The organism is Luteolibacter sp. (assembly GCF_039920825.1).
GTDB lineage: Bacteria > Verrucomicrobiota > Verrucomicrobiia > Verrucomicrobiales > Akkermansiaceae > Luteolibacter.
The window spans coordinates 63,451-80,937 of sequence record NZ_JBDSCX010000059.1; the positions used below are offsets into that span (position 1 = coordinate 63,451).

Here is a 17,487-nt window from a genome sequence, read left to right on the forward strand (position 1 = left end):
GTCAAATCCGGCTTCCGGGCGCAATCCCGTGTCGTGAATTGGTTCCGCTGCTTGAAATTCCAGCGACAGCGTCATTTTTAGCGCAACGAAGTATTTTTCCCTTGCCACGGGACGGTCTGGAATCCCAAGGTCCGCCCGCGTCCGAAAGGAAGCAAATCCGGCGTAGCTCAGCGGCAGAGCGGGTGACTGTTAATCACTAGGTCCGTGGTTCGATCCCACGCGCCGGAGCCATTTTAAATCAGCAGGTTATGACTGAAGATGTCATGTAAAAGAACCAGGCTGAACACTTTTCAAGGTCTGCTCGCAACGGAACGGTTTCGACTCTGGCTCCGTCCCGCGGGGAGCGCCAGCCGACTGGGAAAGGAAACGGGGGAAGGCCGAGGTTCAGCTACGGGCGGAGAAATGCGGCATTGAACCGGACATCATGCGACACGGGCGATCGATTTTTCAGGGCGAAGGCTGAGCGGAGCCCCATGAGCAATTCATAGAAATCGAATTGATGCCCTGAATTGACTCGGGTTATTCTCCACCGACTTCCAAAAATGATGAAACCCCTATCCGTTGCGATCCTGGCCATCCTGCCATTCATATTTTCCGCCTGTTGCTCCAATGCTCAACCCAGGTTCTGGAAGGTCTGTGACACCACCGGAGGAGGTATGGCCTATACGGTTGACACGGTTGCAGTTCCCGCCAGTTCGCTCGTGCCACGTGACATCAGGTATGTGGATGCAGCGGGTAAATACGTCAACGTCCAGAACCCTAAGCTGGTTCGTGAGATGTCGGAGCAAGAGTGGAAGGATGCAACTTCCGGTGCGGGATACTCGCTCTTCTATTGTGGCCATAGAAGCGCTTGCTGGGCAAAAACCAAAGCGCGCTAGCTGCAGGGCGCTGTTCCATCAACGAAGCTGGAAGCTGGCTAGGTTTCCCTTTTTAAAATCGCGTGAAGCCCTGATTTCAGCGGAACTCGACGTTTTGTATCCGAGAAGACCGATAAGCAAAAAAACTGCCCGCGAAACTTTCTTAGCCCCCGGTTGGAGCGTCGGAAATACGGACGTCTGTTGTCCTTGATGTCAAATGTATCGGGATGGCCTCAATCCAGCAGCTTCGGATTCTTCTGATAGGTTGTCCAAAGCAGCTCGCCGAAGATGGTGTTCGCCCAAGCGAACCAGGAACGGGTGAACTTCTTCGGATCATCCTTGTGGAACGCCTCGTGCATGAAACCGGTGCCCGCGTGGTTTTTGCGGAGCGTCTCGATGCAGCCCTTCAGTTCGGCATCGTCGGTGGCGGTGAGCGCCTGCACGATCACCCCGAGCGGCCAAATCATATCAACGCCGACGTGCGGTCCGCCGAGGCCGTTCGCTGCCTTGCCGATGCACCAGTAAGGATTCTCGGCGGAAAGCAGCATCTTGCGGGTGTTTTGATAGATCGCGTCGCTGCTCTTCACCGCGCCGAGGTAGGGCAGTGAGAGAAGGTTCGGGATGTTGCCGTCGTCGGTGCAATAGTAGTTGCCGAAAGCATCGACCTCGAAGGCATAGACCTTGCCGGCCTTGGGATGATTGACGATAGCGTACTCGGTGAGGGCCTTTTCGACTTCATCGGCGAGGGCCCGGCACCCGGTGGCGAGTTCCGTGTCCTTGGAGATGGTTTCCACCATCTCCGCCGCCTGGCGCAGGCTGACAACCGCGAAAAAGTTAGATGGAACCAGAAAAGGGAAGATCGTGGCGTCATCACTGGGACGGAACATTGAGTGAATCAACCCGACCGGTTTGGCGGGGTTGCCGTAGCCCTTGCCTGGAACGGAATCCGTCGCCCACTCGGTTTTTCGCATGAAGTGATAGGGCCCTTTGCCGTCCTTCCGCTGCTGCTCACGGAAGGTTTTCAAAGTCAGCTTGATGGCGTCATGCCATTTCTCATCAAATGGAGAAACGTCGCCGCAGGTTTTCCAATACTCATGGGCCAGACGGATCGGATAACAGAGGGAATCGATTTCCCACTTCCGCTCGTGGATGCCCGGCTTCATGTCGGTGATGTCGTCCTTCCAGTCTCCCACTTTAGTGTCGTCGCCGTAGAAAGCGTTCGCATAGGGATCCTTGAGAACGCAGCGGGTTTGGCGGTTGATGACCCCGGCGATGAGTTGCTGGAGCGGCTTGTCCTCCTTGATGAAATGGAGATATGGATAGACCTGCGCCGAGCTGTCACGCAGCCACATCGCGTCGATGTCGCCGGTGATGACGTAGGTGTCGGGTCTGCCGTCAACCATCTTGAACTCGACGGTAGTATCCAGCGTGTTAGGGAAACAGTTTTCAAACAACCAGCCGAGTTCCTTGTTGCCGACCGAGGACTTGAACTTTTCGATCGCGGCATCGATGGCCGCGCTCTTGAACTTGCGCTTGTCAACCGGCGTGCGGACCACGGGGAATGCCGCATCAGCGGCATGGGCCGATGGAGCCAAGGCCAGTGCGGATGCCGCCAATGCGGTTCTCTGCATAAAATTCCGGCGGTTCCATGTGGATTGCTGACTGTCAGGTTGCGTGTCTGGATTCATTTCGATAAGGTTTTTTAAATGTGATTTGTGAAACGGCCAGGGGAATGGCCAATTTCAGGGAGCCGTAAAAACTCCCCATTTGCGGAGTTGATCGGGCTATTTAGCAGGCTTTGCGAGTTCTGTCATTCCGCCGGTCGGCAAACCTTCCGGCGCGGTCGCCCACTTATGGTCGGTGGTGGAACGCATGTCGAAGGTCAGCTCGCCTCCTTTAACAATTTCCTCGTGCTTCAGATAGGTGCGGTCGAACGATTTGCCGTTGAGCAATCCATCGCCGATGTATGGCCGCTGCGGGCCGTTGTTCTTGGTGTTGATGACGAATTTCTTGCCATCTGGCAGCGTGATCGTCGCCTTGTCAAACAGCGGGCTGCCGATCAGATACTCGTCGGTACCCGGGCACATCGGATAGAAGCCCATCGCGCTGAAGACATACCAGGCGGACATCTGCCCGGTGTCCTCGTCGCCGCAGAAACCGTCGGGCGTGGACTGATAGAGCCGGGCCATCACCTCGCGGGCGCGGGCTTGGGTCTTCCATGGCTGGCCGACGTAGTTGTAGAGATAGATCATGTGCTGGATCGGCTGGTTGCCGTGAGCATATTGGCCCATGTTTGCGGAGACCATTTCGGTCATTTCGTGGATCATCTGGCCGTAGGTGCCGACCTTCACGTCCGGTGGCGTGTAGAAGACTCCATCGAGCTTTTCACCAAACGCCTTGTCGCCGCCGAGTTTCTTGACCAGGCCGGGAATGTCTTGAAAAACACTCCAGGTCCAATGCCACGAATTGCCTTCGGTGAAGGGCCCGCCCCATTCGGTTGGATCGAAGTTATCACACCATCCGCCATCCGACTTTCGTCCGCGGACGAAGCCGATTTTCTCATCGAGCACGTTGGTGTAGTTCATTGCGCTCTTGGCAAACGCTGCCTGTTCGGTGGTTTTGCCGAGGCTCTTGGCCATCACTGCCGCGCAGAAATCGTCGTAGGCATACTCCAGTGTTTTGGCGGTCGATTCCTTGATCTCCGGATAGGGAGCATAACCGATTTTCTTGTAGAACTCCGCACCGTCGCGGCCGATCGCCTTACAATTTTCCGGAGCTTGCGTGTTCGCATCGTGGACCATCGCTGCCAGCGCCTTTTCACCGTCGAAATTCCGGATACCCTTCACCCACGCGTCGGCTAACAGCGAGAAAGCGTGATTGCCAATCATGCAATCGCGGTGTCCCGGGCTCAACCACGACGGCAGGTAGCCGCTCTGATCATAGGCATTGAGAATGCCCTGCATGATCTGCCCGCTGATTTCGGGGAAGAGAAGATTATACAACGGATGCGAAGCGCGGAAGGTGTCCCAATACCCAGTGTCCGTGTAGAAGTAGCCTTCGTGCACCTTGCCATCGAACGGACTGAAATAAACCGGCTTGTTCTTCGCATCATATTCAAAGAACCGGTGCGGGAAAATCACGCTGCGGTAGAAGGCGCTGTAGAATGTCCGCTGTTGTTCGAGCGTTCCGCCTTCCACCTTGATGCGGTTTAAAGTCTCGTTCCACTTGGCCGCGGCCTGTTTGTGGACTGTATCGAAATCCGCCTGGCCGATCTCGCGGTCGAGTGTGAGCAGGGCCTGCTCCGGGCTGATGTAGGAGGATGCCACCTTGCAGCTAACCGACTTGCTGCCGCTGGTGTCGAATTTCAGATAGGCTCCGACGTGCTTGTCCGCCAGCTTGGCTTCTCCTTCGTGAGTGGCCTCCGGTGTCCAGGTGCCGTAGGTGGTGAATGGCCGGTCGAAGACGATCACGAAGTGGTTCGCGAAATTCTCAGGCACGCCGCCGTTGTTGTTGCGGCAGATTCCGACAATCTTGTTTTCGGAGGGAATGATTTCCACCGATGAATTGTTAGCGAATGCGTCTAGGACGACATACGAGTCGCCGGCTTCATCGAAGGTGAATCGGAAGCTCGCACCACGCTCGGTGGGAGTGACTTCGGCAGTGGCCTTCGCGGTATCGAGATGGACGCTGTAGTAACCCGGATTGGCGATTTCCGCTTCATGTCGGAATGTCGATGCCCGGTCATCTTCCTTCACCGCGAGTTTGCCGGAAACAGGCATCAGCGAGAAGTTTGCATAGTCAGCGATCCACGGGCTCGGCTGGTGCGTCTGGCGGATGCCGCGGATCTTGTTCTGGCGGTAGTTGTAGTAGAACGGGTTCTTCGCCGGTTCGGTGTAGGGAGCCCAGACGTTCATCGGAAACGGCAGGGCGATGGCGGGGAACGTGTTGCCGTGCGAGTAGCCTCCGGTGGAATCGGTGCCTTGCAACGGGTTGGCAAGATCGACCACGGCGGGTTCCGCCGCCGATGCGGCGATCATGCCGCAGAGCGAGAGGGCGGATAAGATCAGGGTGGGTTTCATGGTTTGGTGGAGTTATCGATTAGAGTGCTTGCAGTGCCCCAGGATTTGTTGGGCTGCGGACCCATGGTGAAGACGATGCTTCCACCATCGGCGATTTCGCGGTGGGGGAGGAATACGCTGTTCCATGGTTTTTCATTCACGAGAACGGATTGGATATAGACATTTTCGTCGGCGAAGTTTTCCGATTTGATCGTCAGTTCCTTGCCATTTGAGAGTCGCATGACGGCATGTTTCACGGCAGGGCTGCCGATAACATAATAGTCGCTACCCGGGCAGACCGGATAGAATCCGAGTGAGGTGAAGATATACCAGGCGGACATTTGGCCGCAATCGTCGTTCCCGGTGAGCGAATCAGGCTTGTTGCCATATTGCGTCTTTAGGACGTGGCGGAGTTTTTCCTGAGCCTTCCAAGGTTGCCCGGCGTAGCAGTAGAGGTAAATCACGTGATGGGCCGGCTCGTTGCCGTGCCAGTATTCGCCGATGCGGCCCTGGATGTCGTCGAGTCCCTGGCTTGCGTTCGCACCAAAGGTGAATAGTTCGTCGAGCTTCGCCGAAAATTTCTCCTTGCCGCCCATCAGCGAAATCAGCCCCGGCACATCCTGCGGGACATACCAGGTGTATTGCCAACTGGTGCCTTCCGTGATATCGCCGCCTTGTTCGAAGAGGTGAGGATCGAAGGGCGTCCGCCATTCGCCTTTGGAGTTCTTGCCGCGCATCAGGCCGGTGGTCGGATCGTATAGATTCTTATAACTGGCGGCCCGTTTCATGAAATGGGCGTAGTCGTCGTTCTTGCCGAGCGACTTCGCCATTTGGGCGACACAATAGTCGTCGAAGGCATACTCCAATGTCTTGGAAACCGACTCATTCTCCTGATCAAAAGGCACCCAGCCGAGCTTGTCGTAGGTTGCCACGCCGTCGTGGTCCGGATTCATCGCGGTGGTTTTGATCGCTTCGTAGGCGCGCTCTTTGTCGAAGCCTTTGACGCCCTTCAGATAGGCATCCACGATGACCGGCACCGAGTGATAGCCAACCATGCACCAGGTCTCGTTGCCTTGCAGCGACCATACCGGCAGCAGGTGGTCAGCGCTCTGGTCATAGTGAGCCAGCATCGAGTTAATCATGTCAGCATCCTTGTCTGCCTGGATCAAGGTGAAGAGCGGATGCGTCGCACGATAGGTGTCCCACAGCGAGAACACGGCGTGATTTTGAAAGCCTTCCGCGTTGTGGATGTTGGAATCGAGCCCACGATACTCGCCGGTGACATCCTGATAGAGATTCGGAGCCTGGAAGCAATGATACATCGCCGTGTAGAACGTCTCCTTTTGCTCCGGTGTTCCTTCCACCAGTTGGATCCGGCCCATCTCTTTGTCCCACTTGGCGCGGGTTTGCTCGCGCAAGCCGTCGAAGTCCCATGTGGGAATCTCGGCATCCAGGTTTTTCAACGCGTTCGCCGCGCTGATCGCGGAGACCGCCATCTTCACGGTGATCGCCTCATCGGCATGAGTCTTATATTCCGCTAGAAACTGGAGGTTCGTTCCCGCCGCTTCGTTGCGGCTGCGGAAGCGGTAATTTTTGAAACTATCATAAACGACCTCCTTGCCGTCGCTCATGATCTTGTGGCTGTCGAACGGCCGTGAATAACGGGCCGCGTAGTAGAGATAGCGTTCCTTGCCCCAGCCGTTGATCAGGTGGAATCCGGTCACCGTGGAGCTGTCCTCGACCCGCACGTGGGACCAGATGAGCTTGAACTTCGCGCCGTTCAGGAAATGCTGCAGGTCCGTCATGATGCAGGCCTTGTCCGTCTCCGGAAAGGTGAAGCGCATCATCCCCGCGCGCTCACCGGCGGTTAGTTCCGCAGTGACGTTGCGATCCAACAGCTTCACCTTGTAGTAGCCGGTCGAGGCCTGTTCCTGATCGTGTGAGAAGGGTGCCCGGTAGCCGGCTTCCGGATGATCCTTTGGCCCGGCCACCAATTTCGGCTCGCCGACCTGTGGCATGAACAGAAAATCCCCGAGATCCGGAATCCCTGTGCCTGATAGATGGGACAGGGAAAAGCCCATGATCGAGGTGTCCGAGTATTCGTAACCCGAAGCCGTGTCCCACAACTCGCGGTCCGTGTCCGGGCTCAGTTGCACCATGCCGAACGGTGCGGCAGGGCCGGGATAGGTGTTGCCCTCGCCTTTGGTTCCGACGAAGGGGCGGATGAAATCCGAGAGGCGAGCCGGGGTTTGTGCGGATCCCGCCAGCGAACCGGCCAGCATCAGGAGGGTGAGTCTAGCGAATAGGATTTGTGGTTTCATGCGACAATCACTTCAGTTGATGCAACGCGTAGGCATAAGCACCGATCGCCACGGCCTCGCTGGTCCCGAGCCGCGACATACCGACGCCGACACGCGGCATCGGATCGTAGATCAGTTTCTCGCCTGTTCCCGGCACGGTGATTTCCCGCTTGTCGCCTTGGAGGAAGGTGGCGAGTTGGTCCGGGTCTTCGAGGTTGAAGGCCTTCTGCGCCAAGCGGCGGAACTTTTCGCCCTTGGGGCTGGTATAGGTGCCGTTCATTTCATCGACGATGGCCGGGAGAAACAACGGCCATGCACCCGAGACACCGCCGCCGATGACGGTTAGACCGTCTAGCAAAGTGGTGGCAAGCGAGATGACGTCACCGACGGTTTCGCCGAGCCGGCGGAAGGCCTCCACGGCGGCGGACTGGTTTCCAGCAGCATTGCCGGTGCCGATATCGAAGATGGTTTTCGGGTCGGGTGATTGTTCGAACAACGTATTCGTTAGTTCGGCATAGGTTCGTTTGACGGCGCGGATGCAGGCGCCTTCCTCGGCATTCATTCCCGGGTGGAGTTTGTGGCGCATGAGCCAGATCTCACCGGCGCAGATGTTGTCACCGCCGAAGAGTTCACCATCGCGGACGATGCCGCCACCGAGGCCGGTTCCGAGCGTGACGCCGAAGAGGTTCTTGTAACGCTTAGGACTGCCGGCCTTTTCCAACAGTGAATTGACATGCGGCAGGAATCCGGCGATCGCTTCGCCATAGACGAAGAGGTCACCGTCGTTGTTGATGAAAACCGGGATGCCGAATTTCGCCTCCAGCATCGGTCCCAAAGCAATCCCCCCGCGGAAACACGGAAGATTTCCCAAATCACCAATGATGCCGCGGGCGTAGTCGGTGGGGCCGGGAAATGAGAAGCTGATCGCCACCGGTGCGTCCGGCAGAGATTTCCTCACCCGTTCGAATCCGTCTACCAGCGTCGCCAGGCAGCGGTCGAGGTTGTCCGCGTTCGATGGCACCGAGAACGGTTCGGTGACCGCCTCGTTGCCGCGGATCGCGGAGAATTTGAAATTCGTCCCACCCGCATCGAGCGTCATCACGATGCGGGAATCGTCTGCGAGCTTCGTCGTCATGTCGGATGGAGTCGCTCGCTTGAATCAATGGCCGCCGCCAACGCGGACCGCATCACCTTCGCTGCCCTTCGCCTTGGGAGCGAAGAAGCCGAAGAAAATCAGATAGACGTAGCCGAACAACACGATGCCCAACGAGGCACGGATGCCGTAGGTGTCGGTCAGCCAACCCTGCGCGAGAGGCATCAACGCACCACCGACGATCATCATCACCAGCAGCGAACTGCCTTGGCTCGTATCCTTGCCAAGTCCTCGGATCGAAAGACTGAAGATGTTTGACCACATGATCGAGTTGAAGAGGCCGATGCCGAGGATCGACCACAGTGCATACTCGCCATGGGTGCTCATCGAGAAAATCGTCAGCGCAGCCGCGACAAGGGCGAACAAACCGACCATCCGGCCGGCGCTGGATCTTCCGATGTAAAAGAACACGAAGCTCATGGCGACCAGGCCGATGAAGGGCATGATATCCATTGGATGGATGTGCTGGCCGGTCGTGAGATACTCCTTGCCGCTCGCGCAGGCATAGATGATCGCAGTGGAGACAGCCGCCGCAAGAATCATGTAGGGTAGCTTTCTCGACGGTTTGGCATCGCCCAGCGATATGGCTCCCATCAGGCGTCCGATCATCAGTCCGCCCCAGCAGAACGACAGGTATTTGGACGATTGGCTCTCCGCCAGCCCCATGACACCCGGATCCTTGAGGTAGTTGATCAAAATACTGCCGATGGTCACCTCACTGCCGACATAGAAAAAAATGGCCAGCCAGCCCCAGACGAAATGCTTGTGTTTGAAGGCGGTGACGCCGCGTTCGACTTTGCCTTCTTGCGTGAAGTTCGGTAGGGAGATCATCTTGAAGATCACGGCAATGACGATGAACAGGACGCCCAGGCTCACATATGGCATCTTCAGCGAGTCGAGACCCACCTTGTTAGCACCTTTGAAAACGTCCGATCCGAAAATCAGGATCCCGCCGATGAATGGGGCGATCACATAACCCAGCGAGCAGAAACCCTGGGCGAGGTTCAACCGGGACGACCCGCTTTCTTCCGGGCCAAGGATGGTCACGTAGGGATTCGCGGCGATCTGGATGACCGTGATCCCGGCGGCAAGCACGCACAGCGCGCCGAGGAACAGATAGTAAAGATGGAACTCTGCTGCCGGATAGAAAAGGAAACATCCCACTCCGGCGATCACCAGTCCGAGCACCAGCCCGTTTTTGTAGCCGATCTTGTTGATCGGATCGCCCTTGGCCGCGGAAATGAGGAAATAGATGAGTGAGATGACGAAATAAGCTCCGAAGAACGCGAATTGCACGAGGTTCGCCTGGGTCTGGTTCAGGTTGAAGTCCGCCTTGAATTTCGGAATCAGAAGGTCGTTCAAACACGTCATGAAGCCCCACATGAAGAACAGGGCGGTGACGGCGATGAAGGCGAATCGATTGTTGGATCGAGCGGGCGTGGTGGTCATGAGTTGTGGATCAGGGTTTTTGCAATTCTGTGGAACGCGGCCATTCAATCAGCCAATCCGGCTTTGTGAAGCGATTTAGAATCCGAATGTCGGGCGTCAATCCCACATTAGGGGGATTTTGGGTATGCGAAATGGTGCCAATCATTGAGGCGTTGCCTAGCCCGTTTCGGCAATGAATCATTGGTTCTCCAAGAAACGATGCCTGCAAAATAAGGGATGGTCCGGCCTCCGGGGGTTGCCGGTAGCCACTGTCGCCGCGCATTTTCTGAATATCCACATGTGGATCGGAGGTCGAATTTGACGTTTACTCGACTGGATCGGCCCCATCACTCTGGCGGTCCGCCCGTGATCCACGGGTATTCTTGGAATTTCCCCACGAAACCCACCATCCTGCCCATGAAGCCAAAACGATTGATCCGATCCGCCACTCTGTTGATGACGGCAACCCACCTCTTCAGCGCTTCCGCCTTCGGGCGCGAAAAGCCCGCCAACGAGAACGACCTGATCCCGCCGTCCACGCCGCTTGTGGCTTGCGATCCGTATTTCAGCATCTGGTCTCCGGGCGACAACCTCACCGATGTCGAGACCACTCACTGGACCGGGAAAAAGCAGCCGCTGACGAGTCTGGTCCGTATCGACGGGCAGGCCCACCGCGTGATGGGAGCCTCACCGAATTCGATTCCCGCGCTGACGCAGAAAAGTCTAACGGTCCTGCCGACGCGCAGCATTTACACCTTCGAAGGCTCGGGCGTTTCGCTGAGCCTCACCTTCACCACTCCGTCGCTGCCGGGGGACATGGCGGTGCTCTCGCGGCCGGTCACGTATCTAACGTATGATTTTCACGCCACCGACGGCAAGGAGCACGAGGTGTCGGTTTATTTCGGAGCTGGGGGCGAACTCGTCGTCAACAATCCAGACCAGAACATTTCCTGGAGCGAGGAAAGCGGTGGCGGCTTGAGTGTCGTGAAAATGGGTTCCGTCTCCCAGCGCGTCCTCATGTCGAAGGGAGATGACCATCGCATTGACTGGGGTTATGCCTATGTGGCCGCTCCTTCCGCGGCCACCGCCGGGACCAACTTCGATCGGCCCGAAAAATTCGCCGCTTCGTTCGCTTCGGCAGGAGTGAAGGCGGAGTCAGGCCGGGCGGATCAATCGGGGATGGGCATCGAGCTGAAGCCTCTCAAGGTTGGGGCCAAGCCGGTTTCCACTTGGATGATGATCGCCTATGACGACCTCTATTCGATCCAATACAATCACGAGAATCTCCGCCCGTATTGGCGCAAGAACGGTTGGGAAGCCAAGGATCTTCTCGCCGCTTCCGCGAAGGAATACGACTCGCTGATGAAGCGCTGCGCCGAGTTCGACGCCACCCTGATGGCGGACATGAAGGAGATCGGCGGCGAGCAATATGCCAAGATCACCGCGCTGGCCTACCGCCAGTGCTTCGCCGCCGGCAAGTTTGTCGCCGACAAAAACGGCCAGCCGCTTTCTTTCTGTAAGGAAAACCACTCCAACGGCTGCATCGCCACCTCGGATGTTTTCTATCCGATGGCACCGCAGTTCCTGCTGTGCGGACCTACCGTCGCTAAGTCGTTCATCGTGCCATTCATGAACTACGCGAAGAGCGACCGCTGGAAGTTCCCGTTCGCACCGCACGACCTCGGCACCTATCCGCTCGCCAACGGCCAGGTCTATGGCGGCGGCGAGAAGACGGTGGAAAACCAGATGCCTGTCGAGGAAAGCGGAAACATGGTGATCCTGATGGCCGCGGTGGCGCAGATGGAAGGCAACGCTGATTTCGCCGGGCTTTACTGGGATCGCCTCGTGCAATGGGCCGCGTATCTCAAGGACAAGGGCTTCGACCCCGAGAACCAGCTCTGCACCGACGATTTCTCCGGTCACCTTGCCCACAACGTGAACCTCAGTGTCAAAGCGATTTGCGGCCTCGGAGCTTTCTCCAAATTGTGTGAAATGCGCGGCGAAAAGGCGATGGCTGCGGAATACTCGAAGACCGCCAAGGAATACGCCCAACGCTGGGTGAAGGAAGGCAAGGATGGCGACCACTATCGTCTCGCCTTCGACCGGGCCGGCACTTGGAGCCAGAAATACAATCTCATCTGGGACAAGATCCTCGGACTGAATCTTTTCCCCGCCGATGTCTATCGCACGGAAATGGATTTCTATCTGAAAACCCAGAACACCTACGGACTGCCGCTGGACAACCGTGCGACCTACACCAAGCTCGACTGGACACTCTGGTCCGCAACGCTAACAGACAGGAAGGATTTCGAATCCCTCGTCACGCCGGTATTCCGTTTCCTCAACGAAACCCCGGACCGCTCGCCGATGACCGATTGGTATGAAACCAAGACCGCGAAGAAAGTCGGATTCACCGCGCGCCCTGTCGTTGGCGGTGTGTTCGCCAAGGCGCTTTACGATGCGAAGGTCTGGAAAAAATACGCAAGCCTCGATACCACCAAGGCGAAGAACTGGGCGCCAATGCCTGACTACGTCGCTCCAATCATCAAACAGCTCACTCCGACGGCACTCGACAATGACAACGTGGTGTGGAGCTACACCTTCACCGGCCAAGGGAATGATTGGATGAAGTCCGACTTCGATGCCTCGGGCTGGCGCAACGGGCCTGCCGGATTCGGCACCCGCAACACGCCCAACGTCCACGTTCGGACGGAGTGGAATTCCAACGACATCTGGATGCGCCGCACGGTGACTCTTCCCGCGACACTTCCTTCCACCATCGCCATTTCCTCGCACCACGATGAGGACGTCGAAGTCTATGTGAACGGTGTGCTTGCCGCCACCGCCACCGGCTTCAACGAAGATTACGAGGTTCTTCCCTTCACCTCCGAAGGCAAAGCCGCTTTGAAACCTGGTGACAACGTGATCGCCGTTCATTGCCACCAAACCAGCGGCGGACAATACATCGATATCGGAATCTCCGAGATCCAGCCCGGCAAGAAGAAGTAAGCTTCACCGGAGTTTTCAAAGGCCTGTCGTGCGAGCTTCGCCCGGCAGGCCTTTTCATTTACGGGCTTCATCCGGGGAAACCAACAGTTTTACCGGGCCTATCAGACCTGATTCGAGAGCGGGCCATGCGGAGGCGTCGAAGGGTTTGTAATCGATGTTCACGAAGTTGATCTCATGGAATTGTTTCCATGAAACCTTGCGGCGGTCGAGATCGGCGATCCGGTTGGATGCGAGGTTGGTGACTTCGACTTCGAGTTGGTTTCTCCCGGTTTTGAGGAACGGGCCGACATTGATAATGTGAGGTGCGCACCACGAAATACCGACGGGTTTGCCATTCAAGGTGACCCGGGCGGTGTTGGCGACACGGCCGAGATCGAGCCGGCAGGAAGCGGTTAGGGGGGGATTGAAATCGAAGGTGGTGGTGTAGCGGGCGGTGCCGGAAAAGTTCGCGACATCCGGGTCGGGCCGTGTGGTCCATGTGCCTAACTTGATGGCTTCCGTCGGTGTGGGAAGGATCGGGCCGCCTTCGATGAACTCGATTTTCCACGGGCTCTCAATGGCAACGATGGTTGGATCGACTGGTGGATTGATCCACGCATCGCCTTTGATCATCTGATCGGTGAACGTGCGGATGATGATGGATTGGCCGGGTTCGAGGCGAAGTGCGATTCCTTGTTGGCCGTTGGAAATTTGCGGCAAGGACGTTCCCGAACTGGAGGGATTCCATGGATCAAGCACGACAGCGCACTTGAACGGAACGGCGAGCGGCAGGATGGCATCGAAGGGGGTGCTGCTGCGGTTTGCGATGAAGTAATGGAATCCCTTCGCATGCGTCCTGCGGACGAAACGCAGGCCCGCGGCGGTCATGGTTTCGCGGACAACGCCCAGTGAGGCGAGCGCCGGGAGAATCTCGGTTGCCTGAGTGACGTTGTTCCTGATTTTTTTTTCGGAATCTAACAACTCATCGCGCCGCTCGTTCGAACGGTTGAAGCCCGGGACTTCGTTCGGCCAGCCGTCCTGGACGACGAGGCTGGCTCCTTGGGCGGAAAGACCGGCGATTTTGTCCATGATTTCCGGAGGCATGCGTTTCACTCCGGGCAGGACGAGCGCGTTGTAAGCATGGCCACCGAGGACGAGCTTGCCATCCCTAACGGTAGCGCGTGAAAGCATGTTGCCGCTGGCATAGTCGAAGGAGATCCCGTTGTTCCAAAGCTCCATCGAAGTCTTGTAAAGACCGGTGGGCTTCAGCCACGCATCTTGGTTGTGCATGGTGAAAAGCGGCAGTTTTTCCTGGTTGTTGTACCAGATGTCGTGGATGGGGAAATAAAGCAGGACGTCGGATGACGCCTGTCCCTGCTGGAGGATGGACTGGCACCGTTGGAGATAGCCGGTGAACGCAGAGAGGTCGCGCCAAAGACCGCCGTTAGGTCCCATGTTCGTCGAAGCGTAGAACAGCCAACCGGGCCATTTCGCATCTTCGGGCGAGTAGGGGATGCCGTGGAAAAGGATGTGGTTTACTCCGCCGAGGAAGACGAAGTCGGCGGCGTCCTTGAGTTTTTCCGGCGTGACCTGGAAGTGCTCGCCGAGCCAGGTGAAGGTTTCCGAGCTGACCAGTTCGTCGCCTTTCGAGTGGGCGGCCGACGCGGCGATCCGGATCATCGGGATCTGGCTCTCTTCGACGTCCTTGAAGATTTCCGTCTCGGGAATCTCCGAGACCGCGTAGTGGTCCAACAGATTTCCCGGCGAGCCGTGGGCCTGGTTGCGGGTGATTTCGCCATGGGATTTCGCCCAGTCGTGCCAGCGCTGGAGATAGGCGAGGTGAAGCTCGCTGAGCGTTTCCCGATAGTCTGCCCGGACGCGGGAGACGGTGTCCGCATCACCCACTCCGGCGAAGGCGGGAAGCTGGTCGCGCAGGTCATAGCCGCAGGCGCCGTGGAACTTTTCAAGAAACGCGGGTGTCCATTCCGCAGCGTAATACTCGAACGAATCGTGGAACTGCGCCCGTGGCATCGGTGCGGTGAATTTTGCGAACGCTTTGTCGAACGCGGCGAGATAGCCGGTCATTGCGTCCGGGGAAAACGGGTCCAGCACGTTGCCCTCGCCGCCGGGTGCCGCGCGTTTGACTTTCTGAATGGGAGACTGTGACACCAGCCCGACGATGTTCCATTTGCCCGCTGGAGGTTGCCAATCGAGTTTTCCATCCTTCACCGAACCTGCTAGATCGACAAAGGGCCCGGATTCGGGAAACGCCCGCAAGCATTGGAGGTTTCCCTTGGGAAGGGTGAGGGTGATAGCTTTTCCATCAGCGGCTTTTTCACGAATCATTGTTAGTCCGACGGATGCGATCTCCGGCGTGACTTGTGGTCCTCCGAATGGCCAGCCGGTGCCGGTGGTCATGTCCACGCCGAGTCCGAGGCGTTTTGCTTCGGTTGTGGTGTGCGCCAGCATGTCCATCCATCCGGGTGATAGAAATTTCAGGAAACGATCTTCGGCTCCGACCGCGCCGTAGATCGGGCAGATTTCCACACCGCCCAGTCCGGTCTTTGCGAAATCTTCGAGTTCGTGAGTGAGATTCGGCTTGTCCACCGCGCTGCCGAGCCACCACCAGCGGGTCCAGGGTTTGTTGATGGAGGTCACGGCAGGCCAGCCCATCGGGTCCTCCGGAAAATCCCCGGCAATCGCGAAATTTCCGAGCCATCCCGTGGCCAGGAGAGAGGTGGCGAGGCAGGTTTTTCGGAACAAGTCGGGAGCCATGCCTCAAGGGTCCGAAGTTTGTGGCGACGATGCACGTGAATTTCCGCAACCCGGATGGGTTATCTTCACGTTGCGGATTTTTTCCGTATGAAGGTGCGGGGGCGATTTCCCTGCGATGAATCCAAGTGAAAAACCGATGAGACGGAACGCATTCAGAATGAAACTCAAACCCGGCTTCGAAGCGGAGTACAAGAAACGGCACGACGAAATCTGGCCGGAGCTCTCGAAGGCACTCACCGATGCCGGAGTATCCGACTATTCCATTTTTCTCGATGATGAAACACTGGCGCTTTTTGCCGTGCAGAAGCTGGCGGACGGCCACACCGCCGATTTCCTCCCATCCAATCCAATCGTGCGGAAGTGGTGGAATTACATGGCCGACATCATGGAGACGAATCCGGACCATTCGCCGGTCTGTGTTCCGTTATCCGAAGTTTTTCACGCACCCTAACAAATCAATGAAACAAGTCCCGACTTTCCTGATCGCGGTCCTCCTGATGATTCAGGCCCGTGCCGCCGAGAAGATGAACGTGCTGCTCATCATTTCCGATGACATGCGGACCGAACTCGGCTGCTATGCGAGCACCCTCGCCAAAACGCCGAACCTCGACAAACTGGCGACGACCGGCGTCAAATTCGACCGCGCGTATTGCCAGTTTCCGCTGTGCGGACCCTCCCGGGCATCGATGCTAACAGGACGTCGGCCGGGCACCACCGGCGTGCTCGGCAATCGCACCTGGTTCGGTGACGCGCATCCGGATTTCGTCAGTATGCCGAAGTATTTTAAAGACAACGGCTACACTTCCATTCGCATCGGGAAGATTTTCCATGGCGGCATCGACGACACCGAGGCCTGGAGCGTCGATGGTCAGATCCGCACTCTGGCTGGTGTTCCCAAGGATCGCCCGGCAAAGCCTAAAAATGCCGAGACGGATCCCGATGATGAAGTCGTCGAAGTCGCACCTGATGTCCGCGACCATAAATCCGACCAATGGGTGGTGCTCAAAGGCAACGGCGAGGAACACGGCGATTACAAAGCCGCCGACCGGGCGATCAAATATCTGCGGCAATACAAGGACCAGCAGTTCTTCATCGGCTGCGGATTCGTAAAACCCCACAGCCCGCCGGAAGCGCCGCAGTCGTTTTATGACATGTGGGATGTAAGCAAGATCCCGCTGCCCGCGGATTTCGCGCCGCGCCCGACGGTGCCTGCAGGATTTCCAGCGGGCTCGATTAGGCCGAAAAATGCGGATCTTTTCATCGGCCGCGATGCTTCGGAGGATGAGGCGCGCCTGATGATCCGCGGCTACCTGGCGTCGTCCGCATTCATGGATTGGAATGTGGGACGGGTGTTGGGCGAGCTTGACGCGCTGGGATTGCGGGAGAAGACGATCGTTGTTTTCTGGGGCGATCATGGCTATCAGTTAGGCGAGAAGGGCAAGTGGTCGAAGGCCGGTTCGCTTTGGGAGCAAGGCACGCGCACGCCGTTTTTCATCTGCGATCCGCGCGAACAAACGGCGGGAAAGACCTGTGCCCGGGTCGTCGAGATGATCGATCTCTATCCGACACTCGTTGAACTGTGCGGCATGGAGCAGCCGAAAGGACTCGAAGGCCGCAGCCTCGTGCCGCTGTTGAAAAATCCAACCCAAGAGTGGGATCACCCCGCCTACACGGTGTGGAGCGAGGATGGCAAAAATTTCACCGGCGTGATGGTCCGCACCGAACAATGGCGCTATGGCGAATTCTACGGACGTGGTGCCGGAGCGATGTTGTTGGATCCGGCGAAAGACCCGGTGGAACTCACCAACCTCGCGAACGATCCGAAGCATGCTGATGTTGTTGCTAAACTGAGCCCGCTTGTGAAAGAATACGCCAAAGGGCATCTGCCGCCGTCGGCCAACGCCAAATGAAAAAATTTCGTCCTAACC

General features: G+C 57.4%; 9 protein-coding genes and 1 tRNA gene. 4 read left to right on the plus strand and 6 right to left on the minus strand.

Annotated features, from left to right (window positions below):
- Positions 1–156: 156 nt before the first annotated feature.
- Positions 157–231 (plus strand) — tRNA-Asn (locus tag ABIQ96_RS18100).
- 859 nt (positions 232–1,090) lie between these two features.
- Here ABIQ96_RS18100 and ABIQ96_RS18105 read toward each other — a convergent pair.
- The 5 genes from ABIQ96_RS18105 to ABIQ96_RS18125 form a co-directional block, all read right to left on the minus strand.
- The gene (locus tag ABIQ96_RS18105) at positions 1,091–2,545 is read right to left on the minus strand and encodes a glycoside hydrolase family 125 protein (RefSeq protein ID WP_348216034.1); all 1,455 of its coding nucleotides are present in this window, start codon (positions 2,543–2,545) and stop codon (positions 1,091–1,093) included.
- Between the two features lie 96 nt (positions 2,546–2,641).
- On the minus strand, positions 2,642–4,936 hold the full coding sequence (locus tag ABIQ96_RS18110) for a GH92 family glycosyl hydrolase (RefSeq protein WP_348216035.1): 2,295 nt from the start codon (positions 4,934–4,936) through the stop codon (positions 2,642–2,644).
- Positions 4,933–7,236 (minus strand): GH92 family glycosyl hydrolase, encoded by a 2,304-nt coding sequence (locus tag ABIQ96_RS18115; protein WP_348216036.1) that lies wholly within the window; start codon positions 7,234–7,236, stop codon positions 4,933–4,935. Before ABIQ96_RS18115 ends, ABIQ96_RS18110 begins: the two co-directional genes overlap by 4 nt.
- Positions 7,237–7,243: 7 nt before the next feature.
- A complete protein-coding gene (locus ABIQ96_RS18120) occupies positions 7,244–8,350 on the minus strand; it encodes an ROK family protein (RefSeq protein WP_348216037.1) in 1,107 nt (368 codons plus the stop codon).
- Positions 8,351–8,374: 24 nt separating this feature from the next.
- Entirely contained in the window at positions 8,375–9,817 is a 1,443-nt protein-coding gene (locus ABIQ96_RS18125) for a sugar MFS transporter (protein WP_348216038.1), read from the minus strand.
- 396 nt (positions 9,818–10,213) lie between these two features.
- On the opposite strand from ABIQ96_RS18125, the gene ABIQ96_RS18130 reads away from it, so the two are divergent.
- Positions 10,214–12,805 carry a DUF4965 domain-containing protein gene (locus tag ABIQ96_RS18130; protein ID WP_348216039.1) on the plus strand — a complete coding sequence of 864 codons (2,592 nt, stop codon included), beginning with the start codon at positions 10,214–10,216 and terminating at the stop codon, positions 12,803–12,805.
- A gap of 54 nt (positions 12,806–12,859) precedes the next feature.
- Here the strand turns inward: ABIQ96_RS18130 and ABIQ96_RS18135 are convergent, their stop codons facing one another.
- Positions 12,860–15,559: a glycosyl hydrolase gene (locus ABIQ96_RS18135; RefSeq protein WP_348216040.1), complete on the minus strand. Its 2,700-nt coding sequence runs from the start codon at positions 15,557–15,559 to the stop codon at positions 12,860–12,862.
- A 136-nt stretch (positions 15,560–15,695) separates the two neighbouring features.
- Here ABIQ96_RS18135 and rhaM point away from each other — a divergent pair, with 136 nt between their 5' ends.
- Both rhaM and ABIQ96_RS18145 read left to right on the plus strand, forming a co-directional pair.
- Positions 15,696–16,010 (plus strand): L-rhamnose mutarotase, encoded by a 315-nt coding sequence (rhaM, locus tag ABIQ96_RS18140; protein WP_348216041.1) that lies wholly within the window; start codon positions 15,696–15,698, stop codon positions 16,008–16,010.
- Between the two features lie 7 nt (positions 16,011–16,017).
- On the plus strand, positions 16,018–17,469 hold the full coding sequence (locus ABIQ96_RS18145) for a sulfatase (protein WP_348216042.1): 1,452 nt from the start codon (positions 16,018–16,020) through the stop codon (positions 17,467–17,469).
- The last annotated feature ends 18 nt before the right edge of the window (positions 17,470–17,487 follow it).